The 18,588-nt window shown below is 60.5% G+C and carries 18 protein-coding genes; 5 read left to right on the forward strand and 13 right to left on the reverse strand.

What is annotated here, in order from left to right:
* Nucleotides 1-11: 11 nt before the first annotated feature.
* The gene (locus tag K7A42_RS14720) at nucleotides 12-1,265 is read right to left on the reverse strand and encodes a sarcosine oxidase subunit beta family protein (RefSeq protein WP_282455463.1); all 1,254 of its coding nucleotides are present in this window, start codon (nucleotides 1,263-1,265) and stop codon (nucleotides 12-14) included.
* Nucleotides 1,266-1,350: 85 nt separating this feature from the next.
* Between K7A42_RS14720 and K7A42_RS14725 the strand changes: the two genes are divergently transcribed.
* Complete coding sequence (locus K7A42_RS14725) at nucleotides 1,351-2,397, forward strand: GlxA family transcriptional regulator (RefSeq protein ID WP_162719130.1); 1,047 nt, start codon at nucleotides 1,351-1,353, stop codon at nucleotides 2,395-2,397.
* A gap of 88 nt (nucleotides 2,398-2,485) precedes the next feature.
* On the opposite strand, the gene K7A42_RS14730 is transcribed toward K7A42_RS14725, so the two are convergent.
* The 11 genes from K7A42_RS14730 to K7A42_RS14780 all read right to left on the reverse strand — a co-directional run bounded on the left by K7A42_RS14730 (nucleotide 2,486) and on the right by K7A42_RS14780 (nucleotide 14,276).
* On the reverse strand, nucleotides 2,486-3,301 hold the full coding sequence (locus K7A42_RS14730) for a DUF2189 domain-containing protein (protein WP_282455464.1): 816 nt from the start codon (nucleotides 3,299-3,301) through the stop codon (nucleotides 2,486-2,488).
* 186 nt (nucleotides 3,302-3,487) lie between these two features.
* Nucleotides 3,488-4,882: an FGGY family carbohydrate kinase gene (locus K7A42_RS14735; protein WP_282455465.1), complete on the reverse strand. Its 1,395-nt coding sequence runs from the start codon at nucleotides 4,880-4,882 to the stop codon at nucleotides 3,488-3,490.
* Nucleotides 4,882-6,144 (reverse strand): NAD(P)/FAD-dependent oxidoreductase, encoded by a 1,263-nt coding sequence (locus K7A42_RS14740; RefSeq protein ID WP_282455466.1) that lies wholly within the window; start codon nucleotides 6,142-6,144, stop codon nucleotides 4,882-4,884. Before K7A42_RS14740 ends, K7A42_RS14735 begins: the two co-directional genes overlap by 1 nt.
* Nucleotides 6,141-7,538 (reverse strand): NAD(P)/FAD-dependent oxidoreductase, encoded by a 1,398-nt coding sequence (locus tag K7A42_RS14745; RefSeq protein ID WP_282455467.1) that lies wholly within the window; start codon nucleotides 7,536-7,538, stop codon nucleotides 6,141-6,143. The genes K7A42_RS14740 and K7A42_RS14745 overlap by 4 nt, the downstream gene beginning before the upstream one ends.
* A gap of 145 nt (nucleotides 7,539-7,683) precedes the next feature.
* Nucleotides 7,684-8,478 (reverse strand): ABC transporter permease, encoded by a 795-nt coding sequence (locus K7A42_RS14750; protein WP_004445418.1) that lies wholly within the window; start codon nucleotides 8,476-8,478, stop codon nucleotides 7,684-7,686.
* 12 nt (nucleotides 8,479-8,490) lie between these two features.
* Nucleotides 8,491-9,369: an ABC transporter permease gene (locus K7A42_RS14755; RefSeq protein ID WP_034496983.1), complete on the reverse strand. Its 879-nt coding sequence runs from the start codon at nucleotides 9,367-9,369 to the stop codon at nucleotides 8,491-8,493.
* On the reverse strand, nucleotides 9,366-10,457 hold the full coding sequence (locus K7A42_RS14760) for an ABC transporter ATP-binding protein (RefSeq protein ID WP_282455468.1): 1,092 nt from the start codon (nucleotides 10,455-10,457) through the stop codon (nucleotides 9,366-9,368). Before K7A42_RS14760 ends, K7A42_RS14755 begins: the two co-directional genes overlap by 4 nt.
* A gap of 196 nt (nucleotides 10,458-10,653) precedes the next feature.
* Nucleotides 10,654-11,694 carry an ABC transporter substrate-binding protein gene (locus K7A42_RS14765; protein WP_282455469.1) on the reverse strand — a complete coding sequence of 347 codons (1,041 nt, stop codon included), beginning with the start codon at nucleotides 11,692-11,694 and terminating at the stop codon, nucleotides 10,654-10,656.
* 62 nt (nucleotides 11,695-11,756) lie between these two features.
* Nucleotides 11,757-12,422, reverse strand: a complete 666-nt coding sequence (locus tag K7A42_RS14770; RefSeq protein ID WP_006698407.1) for an RraA family protein — start codon at nucleotides 12,420-12,422, stop codon at nucleotides 11,757-11,759.
* 15 nt (nucleotides 12,423-12,437) lie between these two features.
* The gene (locus tag K7A42_RS14775) at nucleotides 12,438-13,220 is read right to left on the reverse strand and encodes a carbon-nitrogen hydrolase family protein (protein WP_006698408.1); all 783 of its coding nucleotides are present in this window, start codon (nucleotides 13,218-13,220) and stop codon (nucleotides 12,438-12,440) included.
* Between the two features lie 147 nt (nucleotides 13,221-13,367).
* Entirely contained in the window at nucleotides 13,368-14,276 is a 909-nt protein-coding gene (locus K7A42_RS14780) for a LysR family transcriptional regulator (RefSeq protein WP_004445429.1), read from the reverse strand.
* Nucleotides 14,277-14,590: 314 nt separating this feature from the next.
* On the opposite strand from K7A42_RS14780, the gene K7A42_RS14785 reads away from it, so the two are divergent.
* The 4 genes from K7A42_RS14785 to K7A42_RS14800 all read left to right on the forward strand — a co-directional run bounded on the left by K7A42_RS14785 (nucleotide 14,591) and on the right by K7A42_RS14800 (nucleotide 17,246).
* Nucleotides 14,591-16,090, forward strand: coding sequence for a helix-turn-helix transcriptional regulator (locus K7A42_RS14785; RefSeq protein ID WP_282455503.1), 1,500 nt, complete (start codon nucleotides 14,591-14,593; stop codon nucleotides 16,088-16,090).
* Between the two features lie 118 nt (nucleotides 16,091-16,208).
* Nucleotides 16,209-16,388 carry a CsbD family protein gene (locus tag K7A42_RS14790; RefSeq protein WP_004445431.1) on the forward strand — a complete coding sequence of 60 codons (180 nt, stop codon included), beginning with the start codon at nucleotides 16,209-16,211 and terminating at the stop codon, nucleotides 16,386-16,388.
* Nucleotides 16,389-16,395: 7 nt separating this feature from the next.
* The gene (locus tag K7A42_RS14795) at nucleotides 16,396-16,743 is read left to right on the forward strand and encodes a BON domain-containing protein (RefSeq protein WP_006698410.1); all 348 of its coding nucleotides are present in this window, start codon (nucleotides 16,396-16,398) and stop codon (nucleotides 16,741-16,743) included.
* A complete protein-coding gene (locus tag K7A42_RS14800; protein ID WP_037091350.1) occupies nucleotides 16,740-17,246 on the forward strand; it encodes a DUF992 domain-containing protein in 507 nt (168 codons plus the stop codon). The genes K7A42_RS14795 and K7A42_RS14800 overlap by 4 nt, the downstream gene beginning before the upstream one ends.
* 64 nt (nucleotides 17,247-17,310) lie before the next feature.
* Here K7A42_RS14800 and K7A42_RS14805 read toward each other — a convergent pair whose 3' ends face one another.
* Nucleotides 17,311-18,585, reverse strand: coding sequence for an NAD(P)/FAD-dependent oxidoreductase (locus tag K7A42_RS14805; protein ID WP_282455470.1), 1,275 nt, complete (start codon nucleotides 18,583-18,585; stop codon nucleotides 17,311-17,313).
* Nucleotides 18,586-18,588: the final 3 nt, after the last annotated feature.

Raw genomic sequence — 18,588 nt, forward strand, 5'->3', positions numbered from 1 at the left:
GGTCGTTATCCTCAGTGCGCCACGGCGGCGGCGGCGGCCTCGTCGATCAGGCGGCCGGAGCGGAAGCGTTCCAGCGTGAACGGCGCATTGATCGGGTGCGGTTCGTTTTTGGCGATGGTCCAGGCGAAGGTGTGGGCAGCACCCGGCGTGGCCTTGAACCCGCCAGTGCCCCAGCCGCAATTCACATAAAGATTAGCGACAGGGGTCTTGCCGAGGATGGCCGAGCGATCCGGCGTGACGTCGACAATGCCGCCCCATTTGCGCAACATCCGCATGCGGTTGAAGATCGGGAAGATTTCAACGATGGCGGCGATCGTATGCTCGATCAGCGGCAGGCCACCGCGCTGCGAATAGGACGTATACTGGTCCGTGCCCGAACCGATCACCAGTTCGCCCTTGTCCGACTGGCTGATATAGGCGTGCACGGCGTTCGACATGACAACACAGGGGAAAATCGGCTTGATCGGCTCCGATACCAGCGCCTGCAGCGGATAGCTTTCGAGCGGCAGGCGGACACCGGCCGTATCCATGACGACAGAGGTGTGGCCGGCGGCGGAGACTGCGACCTTCTTTGCCTTGATGAAGCCCCTCGCCGTCTCGACACCGGCAACGGAACCGTCGGCGTTGCGGCGAATAGCGGTGACCGGGCAATTCTGGATGATATCGACACCGCGGGCGGCGGCACCGCGCGCATAACCCCAGGCGACCGCATCGTGGCGCGCCGTGCCCGCACGCTCCTGCAATGCGCCCCCCATGACAGGGTAACGCGCATAAGGCGAAAGGCTCAAGGGCGGGCAATATTCCTTGCATTCCTCAGGCGTGAGCCAGCGATTGTCGACGCCGTTCAGACGGTTGGAGTGGATATGACGCTTGAAGCTCTGCACGTCGTGAACATTATGGGCCAGCATCAGCACGCCGCGCCGCGAATACATGACGTTGTAGTTCAGTTCCTGGCTGAGATTTTCCCATAGATCAACGGCGTGATCGTAAAGGCGGGCGCTTTCGTCATAGAGATAGTTGGAGCGGATGATCGTGGTGTTACGGCCGGTATTGCCGCCGCCAAGCCAGCCCTTGTCGATGACCGCAACATTGGTGATGCCATGCTGGCTGGCCAGATAATAGGCCGCCCCAAGACCATGGCCGCCGGCACCGACGATGACCACGTCGTATTCGGCCTTCGGCTGGCTGTCGGGCCATTGTTCTTCCCAGTTTTTATTGCCCGTCAGGGCATTCTTCAAAAGACTGAAAGCATTAAAACGCGTCATGATCGGACCCGACGGTTGGAAAATCTGTTGTCGTAAAAGCTAGGATCATTTGCCATCGCCCGGCTGGACAATCGCGTCTGTTTGCATGAATATTTGCGTCATGAAATCGCACGCCGCCAAAAAACGCCTCAGCGTCGCCTTCCTGCTTGCCGACCGCTTCACGCTGTCAGCCTTTGCGAATTTCGTCGACGTGCTGCGCCTTGCCGCGGACGAGGCGGACCGCTCCCGACCCATCCTCTGCGAATGGTCGGTGCTCTCCGCAACGCTCGGCAGTGTGCAGTCGAGCTGCGGCGTGAAAGTGCAGCCGGATACGCGGCTGAGCGATGCCGGTCACTACGACTACATCGTCGTTGTCGGCGGATTGATCAGCGATCACAGCGCCCTGCCGCCGGAAGCACTGCGCTTCCTGAAAGACCGCGCAACGGCAGGCGTTCCGATTGTCGGCCTCTGCACCGGCGTCTTCATCCTCCACGAAGCGGGCCTGCTCGATGGCTATCGCTGTTGCGTAAGCTGGTTCCACCACCAGGATTTTCTCGACCGTTTCGATACGGTTCAGATGATCTCCGACCAGATCTTCGTCATCGACCGCGACCGGCTGACCTGTTCGGGCGGCCATGGTGCCGCGCATCTGGCGGCTTTCCTCGTCGAGCGCCATGTCGGCCAATCCGCCGCCATCAAGAGCCTTAACATCATGATGATCGACAGCGCGCTGAGCGGTGAGAAACCCCAGCCCGGTCAGCAGAGCACACGTAAGGCCAGCGATCCCCTTGTCAAAAAAGCGATCCTGCGGATGCAGCAGAATATCGAGGTTCCCAAGACCGTGCTGGAACTGGCAAGCGACCTCGGCCTTGGCCGCCGCAGCCTCGAGCGGCGTTTCCTCAATGATCTGAAGGCGGCACCATCCAAGGTCTATCTGGAGCTCCGTCTCGACCGGGCGCTCTCGCTCCTGCGCACCACGCACGACCCCATCACCCAGATCGCGCTTGCCACCGGCTTTTGCGACGCACCCCACCTTTCCCGTACGCTTCGAACCGAGCGCGGTTTTACGCCCAGCGAATATCGCAAGACACAGGCTGGCCACACGGCAACCGAGGAAGAATTTGCCGTCGGCGTGCTGCTTCCACAATCCTGAATGTGGTTGCGCCGATCTTACGAACCGCCGCTTTCGAAGGTTACCCGTCATCACCGCAAGAACGGCACGACAGGTTTGCTCGATAAATTCAAGGCATACGGCTGGAATAATCGGGGACGATCATTTTCCGATAAAGGTGCCATGTAGAATGGCCGAGAACGGGCACGACAACCGCTAAACCGACGAATGCCGGGATCGTCCCGAGAACGAGCAGCGCAGCGACAATCAAGCCCCACAGCGCCACCGGAACCGGGTTGGCAAGCGTGGCACGGATGCTTGCATCCACCGCCGCGACCGCGCCGACATCCCGATCAAGCAGCAGAGGAAACGTCACCACCGTTGTCGCCAGCACGATGACGGCAAAAACGCAGCCAGCCAGATTGCCCCAGATGACGAGAGAGTGTCCTTGCGGGGTCATGAATACATCGGAGAGGAAGGTGGAGAGCGAAACCGGTGCCGTCGCCTCGAAATTCACGGAGTATATGCGCTGCGCAACAATCAGCCAGACGGCGAAAAGCGCAAGCAGCATGACGGCGACCGCGATGATCGACGGCAGTGCCGGAGAGTTACGAACCTCCAGCGCGTGCCGCCATGAACTATCCAACCCCTGTTCGCGCCGTCGACTGATTTCATAGAGGCCGATCGCCGCGACTGGGCCAATCAGTGCAAAACCGGACATCAGGGGATAGATCAGCGGCAGCATATTAGCGCCGGCACTCCACATCACCATGAAGACACCGGCGATCGGATACATGAGACAGAGAAAAAAATAATGGGACGGCTTTTCTTTAAAGTCCTCCAGTCCCAGCCTTAACGCGTCGGCTATATCTGCAATACCAATCTTGCGGACTTCCGGGCGGGCAAATTCGCCACTCGCACCGGCCATGACATGGAATGCCGTCATAGCACTTCTCCTCCTGCGCCATGATCCGGCTGGCAGTATGGGAACGCCCGGCGACTTTCACCCGTGCGTCAAACAGCAACCGGCCGACTTGTAATTTATCAAATTTCGTCGCCTTTGTCGCCTGTTCAATTCCACCCACTGGTCCCTCTACGACAAGGGAGGCGTGACAGCTGTTGCCGAGGCGCCTTACCGCCCCCAGCAGCGGGCATTGTCTATGGCGCGTGCGAACCGGGCATGATCTTCGGCGCCGACTGATCCATCGGGCGCGAATATCTCGGTCTCGCGCCGCATGGCGGCGACATCTATGCCGCACAGTTCGGCCAGACCGAGCGCCGTCAACTCGCGCATGGCTGGCACGCAAATGGTCCGGCCGCTGGCTGCTGCCAGAAAACGGACAAAATAGCGGCTGTTCGACAGGCCGCCATCGATGGAGATCGTGTCGCCTATGGGAGCAACCGCCGATGCAGCTTCGATCAGCCGCGCCGTCAGCAGGGCAATGCCTTCCAGCACCGCGCGCACCATGTCACTCCGCTCGGTGGCGTGGTTCATACCGATGAACAGCGGCGCGGCGTGTCTGTCCCAATAAGGCGCGGCAAGGCCCGAAAACGCGGGTACGAACGCGAGACCACGGCGAATGGCCGATGGCCCCTCAAAACAATCGAGTTCGGCATTTTCAGCGTAGAGCCCAATCTTTTTCGCCCACTCGACCGCCGCGCCGGCATCATAGACGCCGCCTTCAATGGCGAAAACGGCACGCGCGCCCTGCATCTGCCAGGCAATTGTTGGCAGAAGCTCTCCCGTCGATGGGCGCCCGTTACCGGCAACGGACAACAGAAACGCCCCCGTTCCGAAAGTTATCTTACAATCGCCTGCCGTGCGGCAGCCGTGGCCATAAAGTGCGGCCTGCTGATCAACGATGGAAACGCGGATGGGCGTTCCCTCGATCGAGCCGAAGCCGCCGTCGACAGGGCCGACCATGGGCAGGCAATCCATCGTCACGCCATGCAGCGCGCAGAGCTCCGGACTCCAGTCTCCGGTTGAAAGATCCAGCAGCCCCGTGCGCGACGCCGTCGCAAGGTCGGTGCGGAAACAGCCCGTCAGCCGGTCCAGAAAGAACGCGTCGGTGGTGCCCAGCCGCAAACGCCCGGCTGCCTTCGCCTCTGCCACTGCCGGATTGTGCCTGACCAGCCAGGCCAGTTTGCTGGCCGAAAAATACGGATCGAGAGGCAGCCCGCAAATCTCTTTCGAAAGATGTGTTGCCGAGGGCGGCAGGGCGGCCAGCGTTTGGGCGGTGCGGGCATCCTGCCAGACGATGACTGGCGAGAGCGCCTCACCGCTGACGGCATCCCACGCCAGACAACTTTCGCCCTGATTGGCAATGGCGATGGCGTCCACCGGCCCGGCGGCGGCGAGCACCGCGCGGATATTAACAAGCAGTTCTTCCGGATCATGCTCAACATGATTGGCGGCGGGGTAAAATTGTGCGTGACGCCGACTGGCCACAACCTCCGCCTTGCCGCCATCGGTCACCACAAGGCACCGGGTTGACGTCGTCCCCTGGTCGATCGCCGCAACGCGCATCAACTGGTCTCCTGAAAATGAAAGGAAATCTGAGCCGCTTCAAACGCCGCAGCGGGAATGGGCACAAGCACACGGCATTCAGGGAACCACTGGCCGGTCTTACTCCACACCTCCTTTCCATCGAGATGAAGCGAAAGCAGGCCTCGAACACGTCTGGTGAAACGAAGCTGGAAGTCGCGAAAAGTCGGTCGTTTAAACCCGCCAGGCCGCAGCATGGCGGGGACTACCAGCTTGAGCGGTTCAGCGAACGTGACGGGAACGCCCGGCGTGCTGCAGGGTACCCGGGCGAGATCGTTTGCCACCGCCGCGCCAACCCGACGGCCTTCGCGAAACGCCCAGCCGCCCGTTTCCACGGCCCGCAAGACATTTCCGCCGGCGAAGAAGATCGGATTGGCCATTCGCCCGTCCTGGTCGATCAACGGCCCGGCACTGCCTGCCGCCACCTCCACCGCGGATGCATCGAGAAGCGCCGCCTCCGGCGTGAACCGCCCGGTGAGCAGAACACCATCGCATTGAAGTGTCAGGATACGACCATCCACCAGACGGATATCCGCCTCCTCGACCCGGCCGCGCCCGCGGATATCAGTGAGTACGGCGCCACAATGAAAGGGCACCCCAACCACCGGCGGAAAGCATCGAAAAGGCCACCGCGCGAATGGATAAGGTTCCGGCTCGATCATCGCCACCGGCCGGGCATGATGCGTAAGGCAGGTCAAAAGCGCAGAAAAGGAAACAAGTTCCGAACCGACGATCAGCGGCCGGCGAAATGGCATGATGCCGTGAAAGGCGACATAGGCTTGCAGCGTGCCGGTGGTGAGGACGCCCACCGGCCTGTCACCGGGCAGAAGCCGCGCGGAGCGTGGTTTTTCCCGCGCGCCCGTGGCCAGCACGATGCGCCTGGCCTTCAGTGTCTCGACGCCGCGTGCCGATGTCACCAGCAGCGTGCCATCCTGCCGCAGTTCGACCACGGAATGACCGGTGCGGATATCGATACCCGCTTCCTGCGCCTGCCGCTGCAGGCGTTGCGCATAAGCCGGGCCGAAATAGACGCGTCCGAATTCGCGCATGCCCAAGGGCGAATGCACGCAATGCCGGGTGGCGCCACCGAGAGCGGGTTCACGATCGAGGATCATCACGCGGGCGATACCGCGCGCTTTCAGCTCCAGCGCCGCAGCCACGCCCGCCGGACCGCCGCCGACTACGATGACATCTGCATTCTCAAGGTTTTGATGCACGCGCTGAAACGGCTCCCCGGCGCTCATCGGTCCGCTCCCTCCCGGACGGAAAGCGGCGTTGCCAGACGGTCGCCGGTCATCGCGGCCAACCGCGCGTTGCAATAAAAGCCCTGACAGCGCCCCATGCCGGCGCGGGTACGCCGCCGCAGGCCTCCGAAATCGCCGGGTGGCACCGGGCTCAAAAATGTCGCCTCGATTTCCCTGCGGGTGACGAGTTCGCAATGACAGACGATTTCGCCGTGATCGGCACGCTGCCAGTCCCGCCCGCAGGTTTCGGTCAGATTGGGCATCGTCACTTCGGGGATTGAGGATGGCGGGTTAAAACGCGTACCGAAACCTTCGTGAAGCCTCAGCGCATGCTGCGCCAGTCCGAGCGCGGCACTGAGGCCCGTGGAGCGAATGCCGCCGAGCGTGATCGCCCGCCGGTCTGGCCGGGTGGAAATCCGGTAGTGCTTTTTTTCAGAGGCCGGGCGCAGACCGGCATAAACAGCCGTCACGGAAACGGAGGCCAGCGCGGGAACGATCTCCGCACCGCGTTCCAGCAGTCCTTCCAGCGTCGCCGTCTCGACCGTCGCGCGTTCGCGATCTTCCTGCTCTTCCGCCGTCGGACCGACAAGAACGTTGCCGAAGGCGGTCGGGCACACCACGATGCCCTTGGTGATTTCGGTCGGAACGGGCAGAACAATGTGCGGCACATGCCGACGGGCAGCCTTATCAAGCACCACGAACTGCCCCTTGCGGGGCTTGATGGTGAAGTCGGGCGGAAATCCCAGACGTGCGTCGACGATATCTCCGAACAGCCCGGCGGCATTGACGACGCTGGCGGCAAATATAGTGCCCGCCGTCGTCTCTATCTGCCACACGCCGTCGAATGCACCGGACAGGACCTCCGCGTTGCGCAGCAGCTGGGCACCCAGCGCCACCGCCTGCGTGAGATAGCCGAGCGGCGCGGACCAGGGATCGATGATATGTTCGCCCGGAACGTCAAGTGCGGCGACAAGGCGGCCGGACAGGCCCGGCATGGCTTCACGGGCCTGCTCGGCCGTGCGTAACTCAAGCCCGGCAATGCCGTTGCGCCGCCCCTGTTCGGCGATCGCCTGCAGTTTTTCCGCTTCGCCCGGGTTCCAGGCGCAGACCAGTGCGCCCGTTTCGACGATGCTGAGACCCATCCGGCCATGAATGGAGAGATATTCCGCCCGGCCTGCCTTCACCAGTTCCAGCTCCAGGCTGCCTTCCGGCGCATCGAAACCGGTATGGAGGATGGCGCTATTGGCCTTGGAAGCGCCGGAGAGGATGTCGGGGCCTTTTTCGATCACCACCACCTTCGCACCGGCCAGTGCGAAACGGCGGGCGACCGCGCAACCGACGACACCGGCGCCAATGACGGCGACATCAAATTCCGTGGAGGGGGTCTCGGCCATGGGCTTACCTTTGCCTTCGTCGTTCCAAGCGAGATCAACAGGCGCGACGAGTCGCACCGATGCAGCAGCGGTGTTGATAAACGGGAATGAAATCTTCGCCTTTGCCAGTCAGGGGCAGCCGGCACCGGCCGGCGACCCCGCGACTTTACTTCACAAAAGTCTTTGTCAGGCCCGCCGTGCGGTCAACGATGAAGACGACGGCAAGTGTGAGCACGATCAAGAGAACGGAAATGGCCGCAACAAGCGGATCCGCCTGCGTCTCCACATGCTGATACATGGCGACCGGAAGCGTGGTGATGCGTGGACCCGTGAGGAACAGCGAAATCACGGCTTCATCGAACGACACCAAAAAGGAAAGCGCCGCCGTCGCCACGACACCCGGCGCAATCATCGGCATGGTCACGCGGCGGAAAACCGTGAGCGGCGATGCGCCCAGGGTGGAGGCGGCCTCTTCGAAGATCAGCGGCAGGCCGGCAAGCGAGGTGGTAAGCACACGCAGCGCATAAGGCAGCACGATGATGAGATGCGCGATCACCAGACCGGTGAAGGTGCCGAGCAGACCGGCACCGGCAAAGACGATGAGGATCGCAAGGCCGAGAACGATTGTCGGCAGCAGCAGCGGCGCGGTGAAGAAGGCGAGAAGCGCGTCCGCGCCGATGACCCGCATGCGAACGATGGCATAGGAGGCCGGCAGCGCGATCAGCATGGACAGCACGGTGACGATGATGGCGAGAAGGGTGCTGGTGCCCAGCGCTCCCATCATCTTCGAATTATGCATGAGATCCACATACCAGCGCAGGCTCCAGCCCGAAGGCGGGAAAGCCATGTAGCTATCGGCCGAAAACGAGATCGGCACCACGAGCACCACGGGCGCCAGCAGAAAAACGAACATGATGAAGGCGACGATTTTCAGCGCCAGCGGAACGGGACGTTCTTCCATCTTCGATCTCCCCTAAAGAATGGCCCGCAGAAGCCGGGAATAAAGCACCAGAGCCGCACCGAAGATCACGAGAATGATCATCGACAACGTCGCAGCGAGCGGCCAGTTGAGCGTCACGATGGCCTGATCGTAAATTTCCGTCGCGAGAAGAAAGACACGCCCGCCGCCAAGCAGCTTGGGGGTGATGAACGAACTGACGGCGAGGACGAATGAGAGCAGGCAACCGAGCGCGACACCGGGCATGGTGAGCGGCACGATGATGCGCCAGAACACCTTCCAGGGCGATGCGCCGAGTGTTTCGGCCGCCTCCTCGACACGCGGATCGAGCCTGCCGAAACCGGCAAGCAGCGCCAGGATCATATAGGGCATCAGGATTTCGGTGAGACCGATGACAACGCCGACCTTGTTGAACAGCAGCCGCACACCGCTTTCCGCACCGAATGCGAAGAGGATATTGTTGATGAGGCCGTCATCGGCAAGGATCGCGATCCAGCCATAGGTACGCACCACGGCCGAGGTCAAAAGCGGTGAGATGACCAGCACCAGCAGCAGCGTCTTCCAGCGACCCTGCGCCCGGTGAAGATAGAGCGCGATGGGATAGGAAGCGATAAGCGTGAGGACGGTGATCAAGAGGCTGGTCAGAATGCTCTGGCCGATCAGTTCGATATAAAAACCGTCGGTCAGCGTTGATGTCCAGTTGTCGAGTGTGTGGGCTTCGCCAAGACCGCCGCCGCCGAGGCTTTCGCGGAAGGAAAGCAGGAGCAGGTTGAAGACCGGCATCACAAAGGCAAGGCCGTTGACCGCAATGATCGGCCCGAGAAGAAGCGTTGCGAGAAACACCATGGAGTATGTACGGCTGCCGGGAGCCGTGATCATGACCGCCGCTGTCATTGGTTTGCTCCGAAGACCAGCGTGTCCTCCACGCGCCAGACGAGGCTGACTGCGCTGCCCGCCGCCACCGGCGTTTCGCCGCCTGATGTGGCACGCTCTACGGACAGCGTCTGGCCGCCCGCGGCGATCTCGTAATGGAGGATGTCACCGGCATAATAGACATCGCGGACTTCACCGGCGATACGATTGACCGGCGCTCCCTCGAAATCGGGCGCGACGTCACCGGCCACCGTCATGGCCATGCGATGCGGCCGGACCATAAGGTCGATCTTGCCATTGTGCGAACCGGGCGCCCGCAATACCGCATCACCGACCGTGATGTGATCGCCGACCGCGTTTCCGACCAGGCGGTTGGTGCGGCCGACGAAAGAGGCGACGAATGCCGTCGCCGGGCGCTCGTAGAGGTCGTGCGGCGTGCCGAGCTGTTCCAGACGCCCGCCATTGAGGACGGCGACCTTGTCGCACATGCTGAGCGCCTCCACCTGATCATGGGTGACGAAGATTGAAGTGATGCCGAGCTGTTTCTGGATACGGCGGATTTCAGAGCGCATCTCGTCGCGCAGCTTGGCGTCGAGATTGGAAAGAGGCTCGTCGAACAGGAGAATGGAGGGCTGGATGACGAGAGCACGTGCCAGTGCGACGCGCTGCTGCTGGCCGCCGGAAAGCTGGGCCGGTCGGCGGTCCTCGCGCCCTTCCAGACGCACCATGGCGATTGCCTCGCGGGCACGCCGTTCCGCTTCCGCAGCCGGCACCTTGCGCATTTCAAGACCGAACATGACGTTCTTGAGAACCGTCATATGCGGGAACAGCGCATAGCTCTGAAAAACAAGGCCAATATCGCGCTTGTAGGGCGCAAGCCGGGTTACGTCCTTACCATCGATCAGGATCGAGCCCGACGTCACCGGGGCAAGCCCGGCAATCATGCGCAGCGACGTCGACTTGCCGCAGCCGGACGGACCGAGAAAGGCGACCAGTTCGCCTTTGGGTATCTCGAGATTGAGATTATGCACGGCGACCATGGTTTCATAGCGCTTGGTCAGCGAACGAATTGAGAGAAATCCTGGCTGCATGATGTCTGAAGTTCCCATTCTGGCTTTTTGCCTTTCTCCAGAGCATGTCAGACACTTGGCGTCTTGAACATGTCCTGTCCCTTGCGCGCCGACCCACCTCGCCACCGATCCGAGCGTCGGTGGGGAAGATGAGCCGAGAGGTTTGGTATGCTGCTTCCGCAGCCGACAAGGGGTGCGGAAGTCTTGCCATTTCTCACGCCAGGCGCGAAAAGCCTCAGCGGCTGAGCGGAATGACCTTGCGACGCCAGTCCTGCGTGATCTGGTCACGAACCTTCGAGAGGCCGATCCAGTCAACCGGAATGACCTTGTCCATCGCCTTGACGACCGTGCGATCGCTGACATCGGCAGTCACCGTGGCCTTGGCATTGGTCGGCGCATAATACATGGCGGCGGTGAAGGCGGCCTGGGCTTCCGGGCTCAATGCATAATCGACGAACTTGCGGGCCGCCTCGGACGAAGGGCCTCCTTTGACGAGGTTGAGCGTATTGATCTGGAGGATTGTACCTTCCTTCGGAAGAACGACCTTCATCTTGCCCTTGGAACCATCGGCATTCACCTGGCTGCGGGCGTTCCAGCCCACGCCCAGCGATACCTGGCCATTGACGACATTTGGATAGACTTCCGGTTTCGGTTCCCAGGTCTGGACGTTCGGCGCGACTTCCGCCATCGCACTGATGCCGGCGTCGATATTCTTGATGAAGTCTTTGCCGCCATTCATGTGATCCATGATGATCGTCGTGCCGATACCGACGATGTCAGGGGCGCTCAGCATGGCGACCTTGCCCTTGAAGGCGCTGTCTTTCAGGGCATTCCAGCTGTCCGGGGCGGTCTTGACCGCATCGGTATTGTAGATGAGAACCAGGTTGTCGAAAGTCACGCCAACACCGGCCACACCTTCGAAGCGCGCGTTCGGATAAAGGTCGGCGACATTCTTCGTCACGCTTTCATCGATCTTGTCGAACAGGCCTTCATCCGTGCCGGTTTTGGCAACAGAGACATCCATCAGCGCGATATCGGATTGCGGTGCAGCTTTCTGGGCGCGCAGCGAGCCGAGCATGGCGGCAGAACCCTGCTGCGGGAAATATTCGACCTTGATGTCAGGGTTGGCGGCCATGAAAGGCTCGATGACGGCCTTCGTGTAACGCTCCTGGAAAAGGCCGCTATAGCCGAGGAACGTCACGGTCTGCTGGGCCTGCGCCGGCAGGGCAGCCGCACCGAGCATGAGAATCCCACTCAGAAGTATCGTTTTCTTCATTGTCCTGTTCTCCTCTATTGTTATTGGGAGTGGCGAACGGATCCGCCACCCGTAAGCCTGTGTCAGGCGCTGAGCTTGGCCTGGACGAATTTATTGGCGCCCGAAATATCCGGCAGCTTCTCGCCGTTGCGCAGGCGCTCCAGAAGCACGATCTCGGCTTCCTGCATGCCGATGGCGCGCTCCGCCATGGCGCGAGCCTGGCTCGGATGAAGGGCGACCACACCGCTCTCATCGCACAGGATCGCATCACCCGGATTGATCACCTGGCCGCCAACGCTGATTGGAATATTGATCGCGCCTTCCAGACCGAGGATCTTCGTGGTGATCGGCGACGGGCCGCGGCACCACATGGGCATGTCCACCTTGGTGAACTCCGAAAAATCGGTCGCTGGACCATCGACGACACCGGCTTTGACACCGGCCATCTTCATGGTGTTGGTGATGACGCCGCCCCAGCAAGCGTGGCGGGTATCACCGCAACGGTCGATGAGAACGATATCGCCCGGACGCACGAGTTGCGTCAGGTAGTGCAGCATGGTCGAATCCGCATTCGGGATGCGAAGCGTGACGGCGGTGCCCGCCACGCGCTTGCCCGGAAGGACCGCCCGGATTTCAGGATCGACGAAACCGGAATGGAGCACATGGCCGATCGTCGCGACTTCGACCTTTTCAAGAAGTTCGATGATGTCGGGGCCGATCTGTTCCGGCATGGGGTTAACGATAAACATTGGGTCTTTCTCCGATCAGAGAACGTGGTGGTTCGCCACCGGCACGTTGGCGCGCACCTTGGCCGAATAGTCGAAGTCGAGAGCGGCGCCGGCTGTCCCGACAGTGTCGGAGCATTGCGCGACGATGTGACCCCACGGATCGATGACCATGGAATGTCCCCAGCAGGCTTTCTTTCCACCCGCATGGGTGCCGATCTGTCCCACGGCGAGGAAATAGGTCTGCGTCTCGACGGCGCGGGCGCGGGCCAGCACTTCCCAATGGTCCTTCCCCGTCATCAGCGTGAATGCAGCCGGCAGAACGATGACATCCGCGCCCTTGTCCCGCAGCGCACGGAACAGTTCCGGGAAGCGGATATCGTAGCAGATGCCGCAACCGACCGTCTTGTCGCCAACCTTATAGGTTACGACCTCTTCGCCGCGGGCGACGGAATCGGATTCGCGGTAGCTGATGCCGTTCGGCGTATCGACGTCGAACAGGTGAATCTTGCGATAACGGGCGATCTGCTTGCCATCAGGGCCGAAAACGAGGGTCGAATTATAGAAGCGGTTGCCTTCCTTCTCAACGATGGAGCCGGCATGGAGCGTTATGGCATGCTTCTTCGCGAGCCCCGAAAGCAGCGTATAGATTTCACCGCCGGGAAATTCCTCGCCGCTTTCATGCATCTCCCGAGGATTATCTCCAAGAAATGCAAAGTATTCAGGAAGAACAACAAGGTCGGGATTGTCCGCCTTGACTGCCTTCTCAATCAAATCGGCAGCAACCTTCAGGTTCTCTGCCTTGTCATTCTGGGTATTCATTTGAACAAGTGAGACTTTCACGTTGCTCTCCTCTCATGTTGCGAGGAGAATTAAGAACGGGAACTGTTTTCGTGACAAACGGAAAAACTCTATCGAAACCCATAAGATAAGCTTATAGATTAATCATCTTGCAATGCAGCATAAAAATTAAGCTGCGGCGGTCATCCACTGAATCGTGGTTTCACTGACGATTTCCGTCGCCATGTCGGCGATCGCGCGGGCGAGCGCATTGTCGCCTCGCTCCTGGTAAACCGTGTGAAAGGTCAGGGGCGGCACCGATGGCGTGATGTCGAGAATACGCGCTTCGCCAGATTTGATGATGCCGTCCACCAAGACACGCGGCAGCGCACCGACGCCGACGGCCGTGGCCACGAGGCGTGTCATGATCGACAGCGAATTCGAATTATAAATCCGGCTGTCGGACAGGCCGTGCGAATCCAGAAGCGCCCGCAACGCCTGATGCGGCTGCGAGCCGGTGGAGAAGGTAAGCAACGGAAAATGCGCGATATCTTCAAGCGTCACGCCGGTTTCCGGCAGCGGCAGTTCGACCGCGCCCACCCAGCAGGATTCGAAGGTGCAAAGCGGTGAGTTATAGATGTCAGCAGCCATGATCGGCCCCATGATGAAGCCGACATCCACCTCGCCGTTCTGGATACGCTGTGAAAGTTTCAGGCTGGTATCGATTGTCAGATCCAGACTGACGCCGGGATATTGCTCGTTCATGCGGCGGATGAGAAGCGGCAGCCAGGCATACACGATCGTATCGGCAGCACCGATCCTCACCGTCCCCCTCAGCGCTTCCCGATTGCTGACGATTTGCCGGAATTCGCCGGTGAGATTGACGATCTTTTCGGCATGTTGCAGCGCCAGACGACCGGCGGGCGTCAGGTTGACGCAGCGCACATCACGCGTGAACAGGACGACGCCAAGCTCCCGCTCCAGCGCGGCGATGCGGTTTGAAACAGATGCCTGGGTCGTGTGCAAGCGTTCCGCGGCTGCCGAAAAGCTGCTCAATCGGGCAGCCCAGAGAAAGGTTTCGAGGAATCGGGTATTCATGGCTCAATCTTCTCGGATGGCTGCGCGACCTAGCTTCAAGTCTCTGGCGTCGTCTCGCCCTTGGCATCTGTGGTTCAAGAGGCAGTATGTCCGATGCGCGCGCCCATAAGCAAGTGATCACCGCCGCGTTTGCAGGGGGCGAAAATGAGCCTTGAGGTGACGGGATGACGGACAGCCAACAAATCCGCACCATCCGATTCCGGCGCGCTTATCGCGGTCAAGCGGCGCGTTATCGTGTCGTCTATGCCGGCCTTGCAACACTTGGCGGAACTTGGCGTTATAAAGGCATAAAGTTTCTAGATGCCAGGGGCGACATGGACGACAGCGTGACCATTCCCAAGATCAACCGGGTCGTATTGCAAAATCTCGTAACCGGGCTGAGCGACGGGCTGATCCTTCTCGAAAACGACGGAACAATCGCCTGGGCAAACAGGGCGGCGCTTGTGATGCACCGCATAGAATCGGTATCCGAACTCGGCGACGATACCGAAAGCTACCGGCGGAATTTCACGCTTCGGTATCGCAATAATCACCTTCTAGACGCAGGGCAGTATCCGCTTGAGCGGCTTCTTGCCGGCGAGACCTTTGAAGACGTCACGGTGGAAATATCGCCGAGTGACGATGAAACCGAATGCTGGGTGCACACCGTGCGTGGCCTTATCCTGGAAGATGCCGGCGCGAAACCGGATGTGCTGGTGCTGATCATCCGTGACGAGACGCCGCGCTACGAAGCGGAGGCACGTTTCGAGAGTGCTTTTAACGCAAATCCCGCACCTGGTCTCATCTGCAGGCTTGAAGACCAGCGCTTCATTCGTGTCAACCAGGGCTTTCTGGAAATGACCGGCTTCAGCCGGGAGGATATTATCGGCATCAGCGTCGAGGAACTCGGCCTGTTTTCCGAATGCGATACCGGCGAGGATGCGCTGAAACGCCTGCATGAAGGACGTGTCATACGCCAGCGTGAGGCGCTCATCCCCATTCCCGGCGGCGACCGGCTGGTGATCGTGGCGGGAGAAACCATCGCCGTTGCCGAAGAGCCGTGCATGCTTTTTACCTTCGCCGATCTCGACGGCCGCCGGAAAGCACAAAATGCACTTCGCCAGAGCGAGGAGCGCTTTTTCAAATCCTTCCGACTCTCGCCCGCACCGGCTGCGATTTCGAGGCTTGAAGATTTCGTGCTGACAGAAGTCAACGATGCATTTCTGACGCTGTGCGGACGCAAGGAAGCCGAGGTGGTGGGCAAGACGGCGAGCGAACTGAAATTGTGGGACGATGTGGCAGCACGGCGCGATGTCGAAAAGCGGCTGAAGGACAATATCCCGATCCGCAACGAGAACCTGCGCATGAACCTTGCCGATGGCGGCGCGGCCGAATGTATCGTTTCTGCAGAACGCGCCGAGATCAATGACCAGCTCTGTGTCATCTGGGCGATACAGGATGTGACGGAGCGACGCCGCTCCGAGAACGAACTGATCGAGGCGATCGAGAGCGTCATGGCCGATACATCATGGTTCAGTCGCACCGTGGTGGAACGGCTGGCAGGGCTCAGGCAGAATTCCCGCGGGGCGTCATCCTCCGCTTCGCTCAAGGATCTCACCGAGCGTGAAGAGCAGATATTGTCTCTGATCTGCGACGGATGCAGCGACAAGGAAATGAGCGACCGGTTGAACCTGTCCAGACATACCATCCGCAATCATATTGCGTCGCTATACGGCAAGATCGGCGTCAACCGCCGCACGGCGGCGGTCATCTGGGCTAGGGAGCGCGGTTTTGCCGGCCGCCGGGAAAAACAACATTCGCCACCCGCAAAATAGGTCAATTTGTACCAGTTGAACTAGTAGCTAATGCTCTGCAAGGAGCACTATTCCAACGCTACCTTTCCATTATGCCGTTACCAACCGCGGCACGCTCAAACGATGGAAGGAGTTCGTCATGGACAATAACCGTATCGAAGGTATCGCCCGTCAGGCAAAGGGCACGATCAAGGAAGCAGCCGGCAAGATCACCGGCAATGACAAGCTTCAGGCTGAAGGCAAGGCCGAAAAACTGGCCGGCCAGGCGCAGGAAAAGCTGGGCCAGACGAAGGATACCGTCAAAAAAGCATTCAAGTGAACCGTCAATGTTCAAGGCAGGAGGTTTCACCATGATGCTTGCGTGCGAAGCAAACCCGGCGGCAAGCTGCCTTCCGCAGGAGGTCAGCCTCTGCGCCGCCCTGCAGGCCGTAATCGCCTATGCGGACGGACAGGAGAAAAGCTCAATCTCCGTGACGTCGGTCGAGGGCCGTATTGTGCTCTCGGGCGAGGTTGAAACGCTCTCTGCCTTCGAACGTGCGGTGATCATCGCGGAATGTTTCGCATCGCGGCCGATCATTGCGGATCTGGCGATCCGGCAGCCGCCCTATCCCTATCTGGATGCCTCTTCCCCACGCATCCGCCTCGTGAATGATAACAGGAGTGACAGACAATGAAAAAACTCGTTCTCGCAACTGCAATTGCAACGCTGGCCATTGCCCCACTCGCTTCCGCCGAGACGAAGCACAACGGCAAGCGCGCTACGGAAACCGCGCAGAAGGAGCGTGTCGGCACGCTGTCGTGTGAAATCGCCGGCGGCGTCGGCCTCGTCGTCGGATCCAGCAAGGCGGTGAACTGCGAATTCCGCCAGCGCTCAGGAAAGACTGAGCGCTACACGGGCAAGATCGGCAAGCTCGGTCTCGACATCGGCGTGACCGGCAAGACCTATATGAGCTGGATCGTGCTGAACACGGCGGCAAGCCGTGTGGGTGACGGCGCGCTGAGCGGTGATTATGTCGGCGCTTCCGCAGGAGCGTCGGTTGGGGTCGGTGTCGGCGCCAATGCGCTGATCGGCGGCAATGCCAAAAACTTTGCCCTGCAGCCGATCAGCGCCGAAGTGGGAACCGGCGTGAATGTTGCAGCGGGCGTATCCCATCTTCAACTGAAGCGCGCGGGTTAACCGTTCATCCGGGGCATCCGAGGAGAGGCCGCGCCTGGCTGGCGCGGCCACAAATTGCGGCCGGCTACTGTATCTTGTCCAGCATCTTGTAATATAAACCCACGAGCGGCAGGAACCAGGGCTTACCGAAATGACCTGGCACCGCCGGCCACTCAAGCCCCTTTAGCGGGTTGTTGTCCGGCCGCCCCAGAATGGCGTCCGCCACCACCATACCGAGATGTGTGGAAAGCTGCGCCCCGTGACCGGAATAGCCCATGGCATACCAGACGCCATCGTGATAGCCGGCCCGCGGATAGCGGTCCTTGGTCATGTCCACCAGTCCGCCCCAGCAATAGTCTATCGGCACATGCGAAAGCTGGGGAAAAATGCGATGGAGGCTTTCCGTCAGGATCGCTCCGCTCTTGGCGTCAGAACGCTGGTCCGACGTGGCGGAGAAGCGCGCACGGCCGCCAAAGATCAGCCGGTTATCCGGAGCCAGCCGGAAGTAGTTGCCGATGTTCATGGAATTGACATAGGTGCGGTTGCCCGGAACCGACGCCTTCACTTCTGCATCCGTCAGCGGCCGCGTGGCGATGATGAAACTGCCGACGGCGATGATGCGCCGGCGAAAATAACCGAAACCGGAGGGCGTGTAAGCGCCCGTCGCAACGAAAACATTGTCCGCGGTCACCTTGCCGCGCGCGGTTTCAAGTTCGTGAAGCCCGCCGTTCTGGATGTGTTTCGTCACCGACGCATTTTCGAAGATCACCGCGCCATGACGGCTGGCAGCTTCGGCGAGCCCTGCCACATAACGGCCCATATGCATCATGGCGCTCTTCTTCGAGAGCATGGCGCCATGAAAGGGCGAACCTATTTCCGTCGTAAGATCGGCGGCGGACAGAAGCGCCGTATCGGGATCGACCTCGGCGTGGACAGCGTCGAAATTCCTCGCCAGCCCCTCGAAATGCTGCGGCTTCGAGGCCATTTTCAGTTTGCCCGCCCGGCGGAAATTACAGTCGATACCTTCCTCGGCGATCAGGCTCTCCAGCGTGTCGATTGACGCGTCCAGCGCCTTGTAAAGGGCAACGGCCCGTTCCTTGCCAAGCTCCGCCTTGGCGGAAAGATAGGAATGGGCAAGGCCGTTATTGAGGTGCCCGCCATTGCGACCGGAAGCACCCCAGCCGACCCGCTGCCCTTCCAGAACAACGACGCGCGCGCCCGCTTTTGCGAGCTGGCGCGCAGCACCAAGACCGGTAAAGCCGCCGCCGATGACGGCCACATCATAGTGACCCTCTACAGGACCTTCCGCCGCCCCCGCGAAAGAGGGGGCAGTATCGTGCCAGTAGGAGACGAGCTTCATGGC

The organism is Agrobacterium sp. InxBP2 (genome assembly GCF_026191755.1).
Taxonomy (GTDB): Bacteria; Pseudomonadota; Alphaproteobacteria; order Rhizobiales; family Rhizobiaceae; genus Agrobacterium; species Agrobacterium pusense.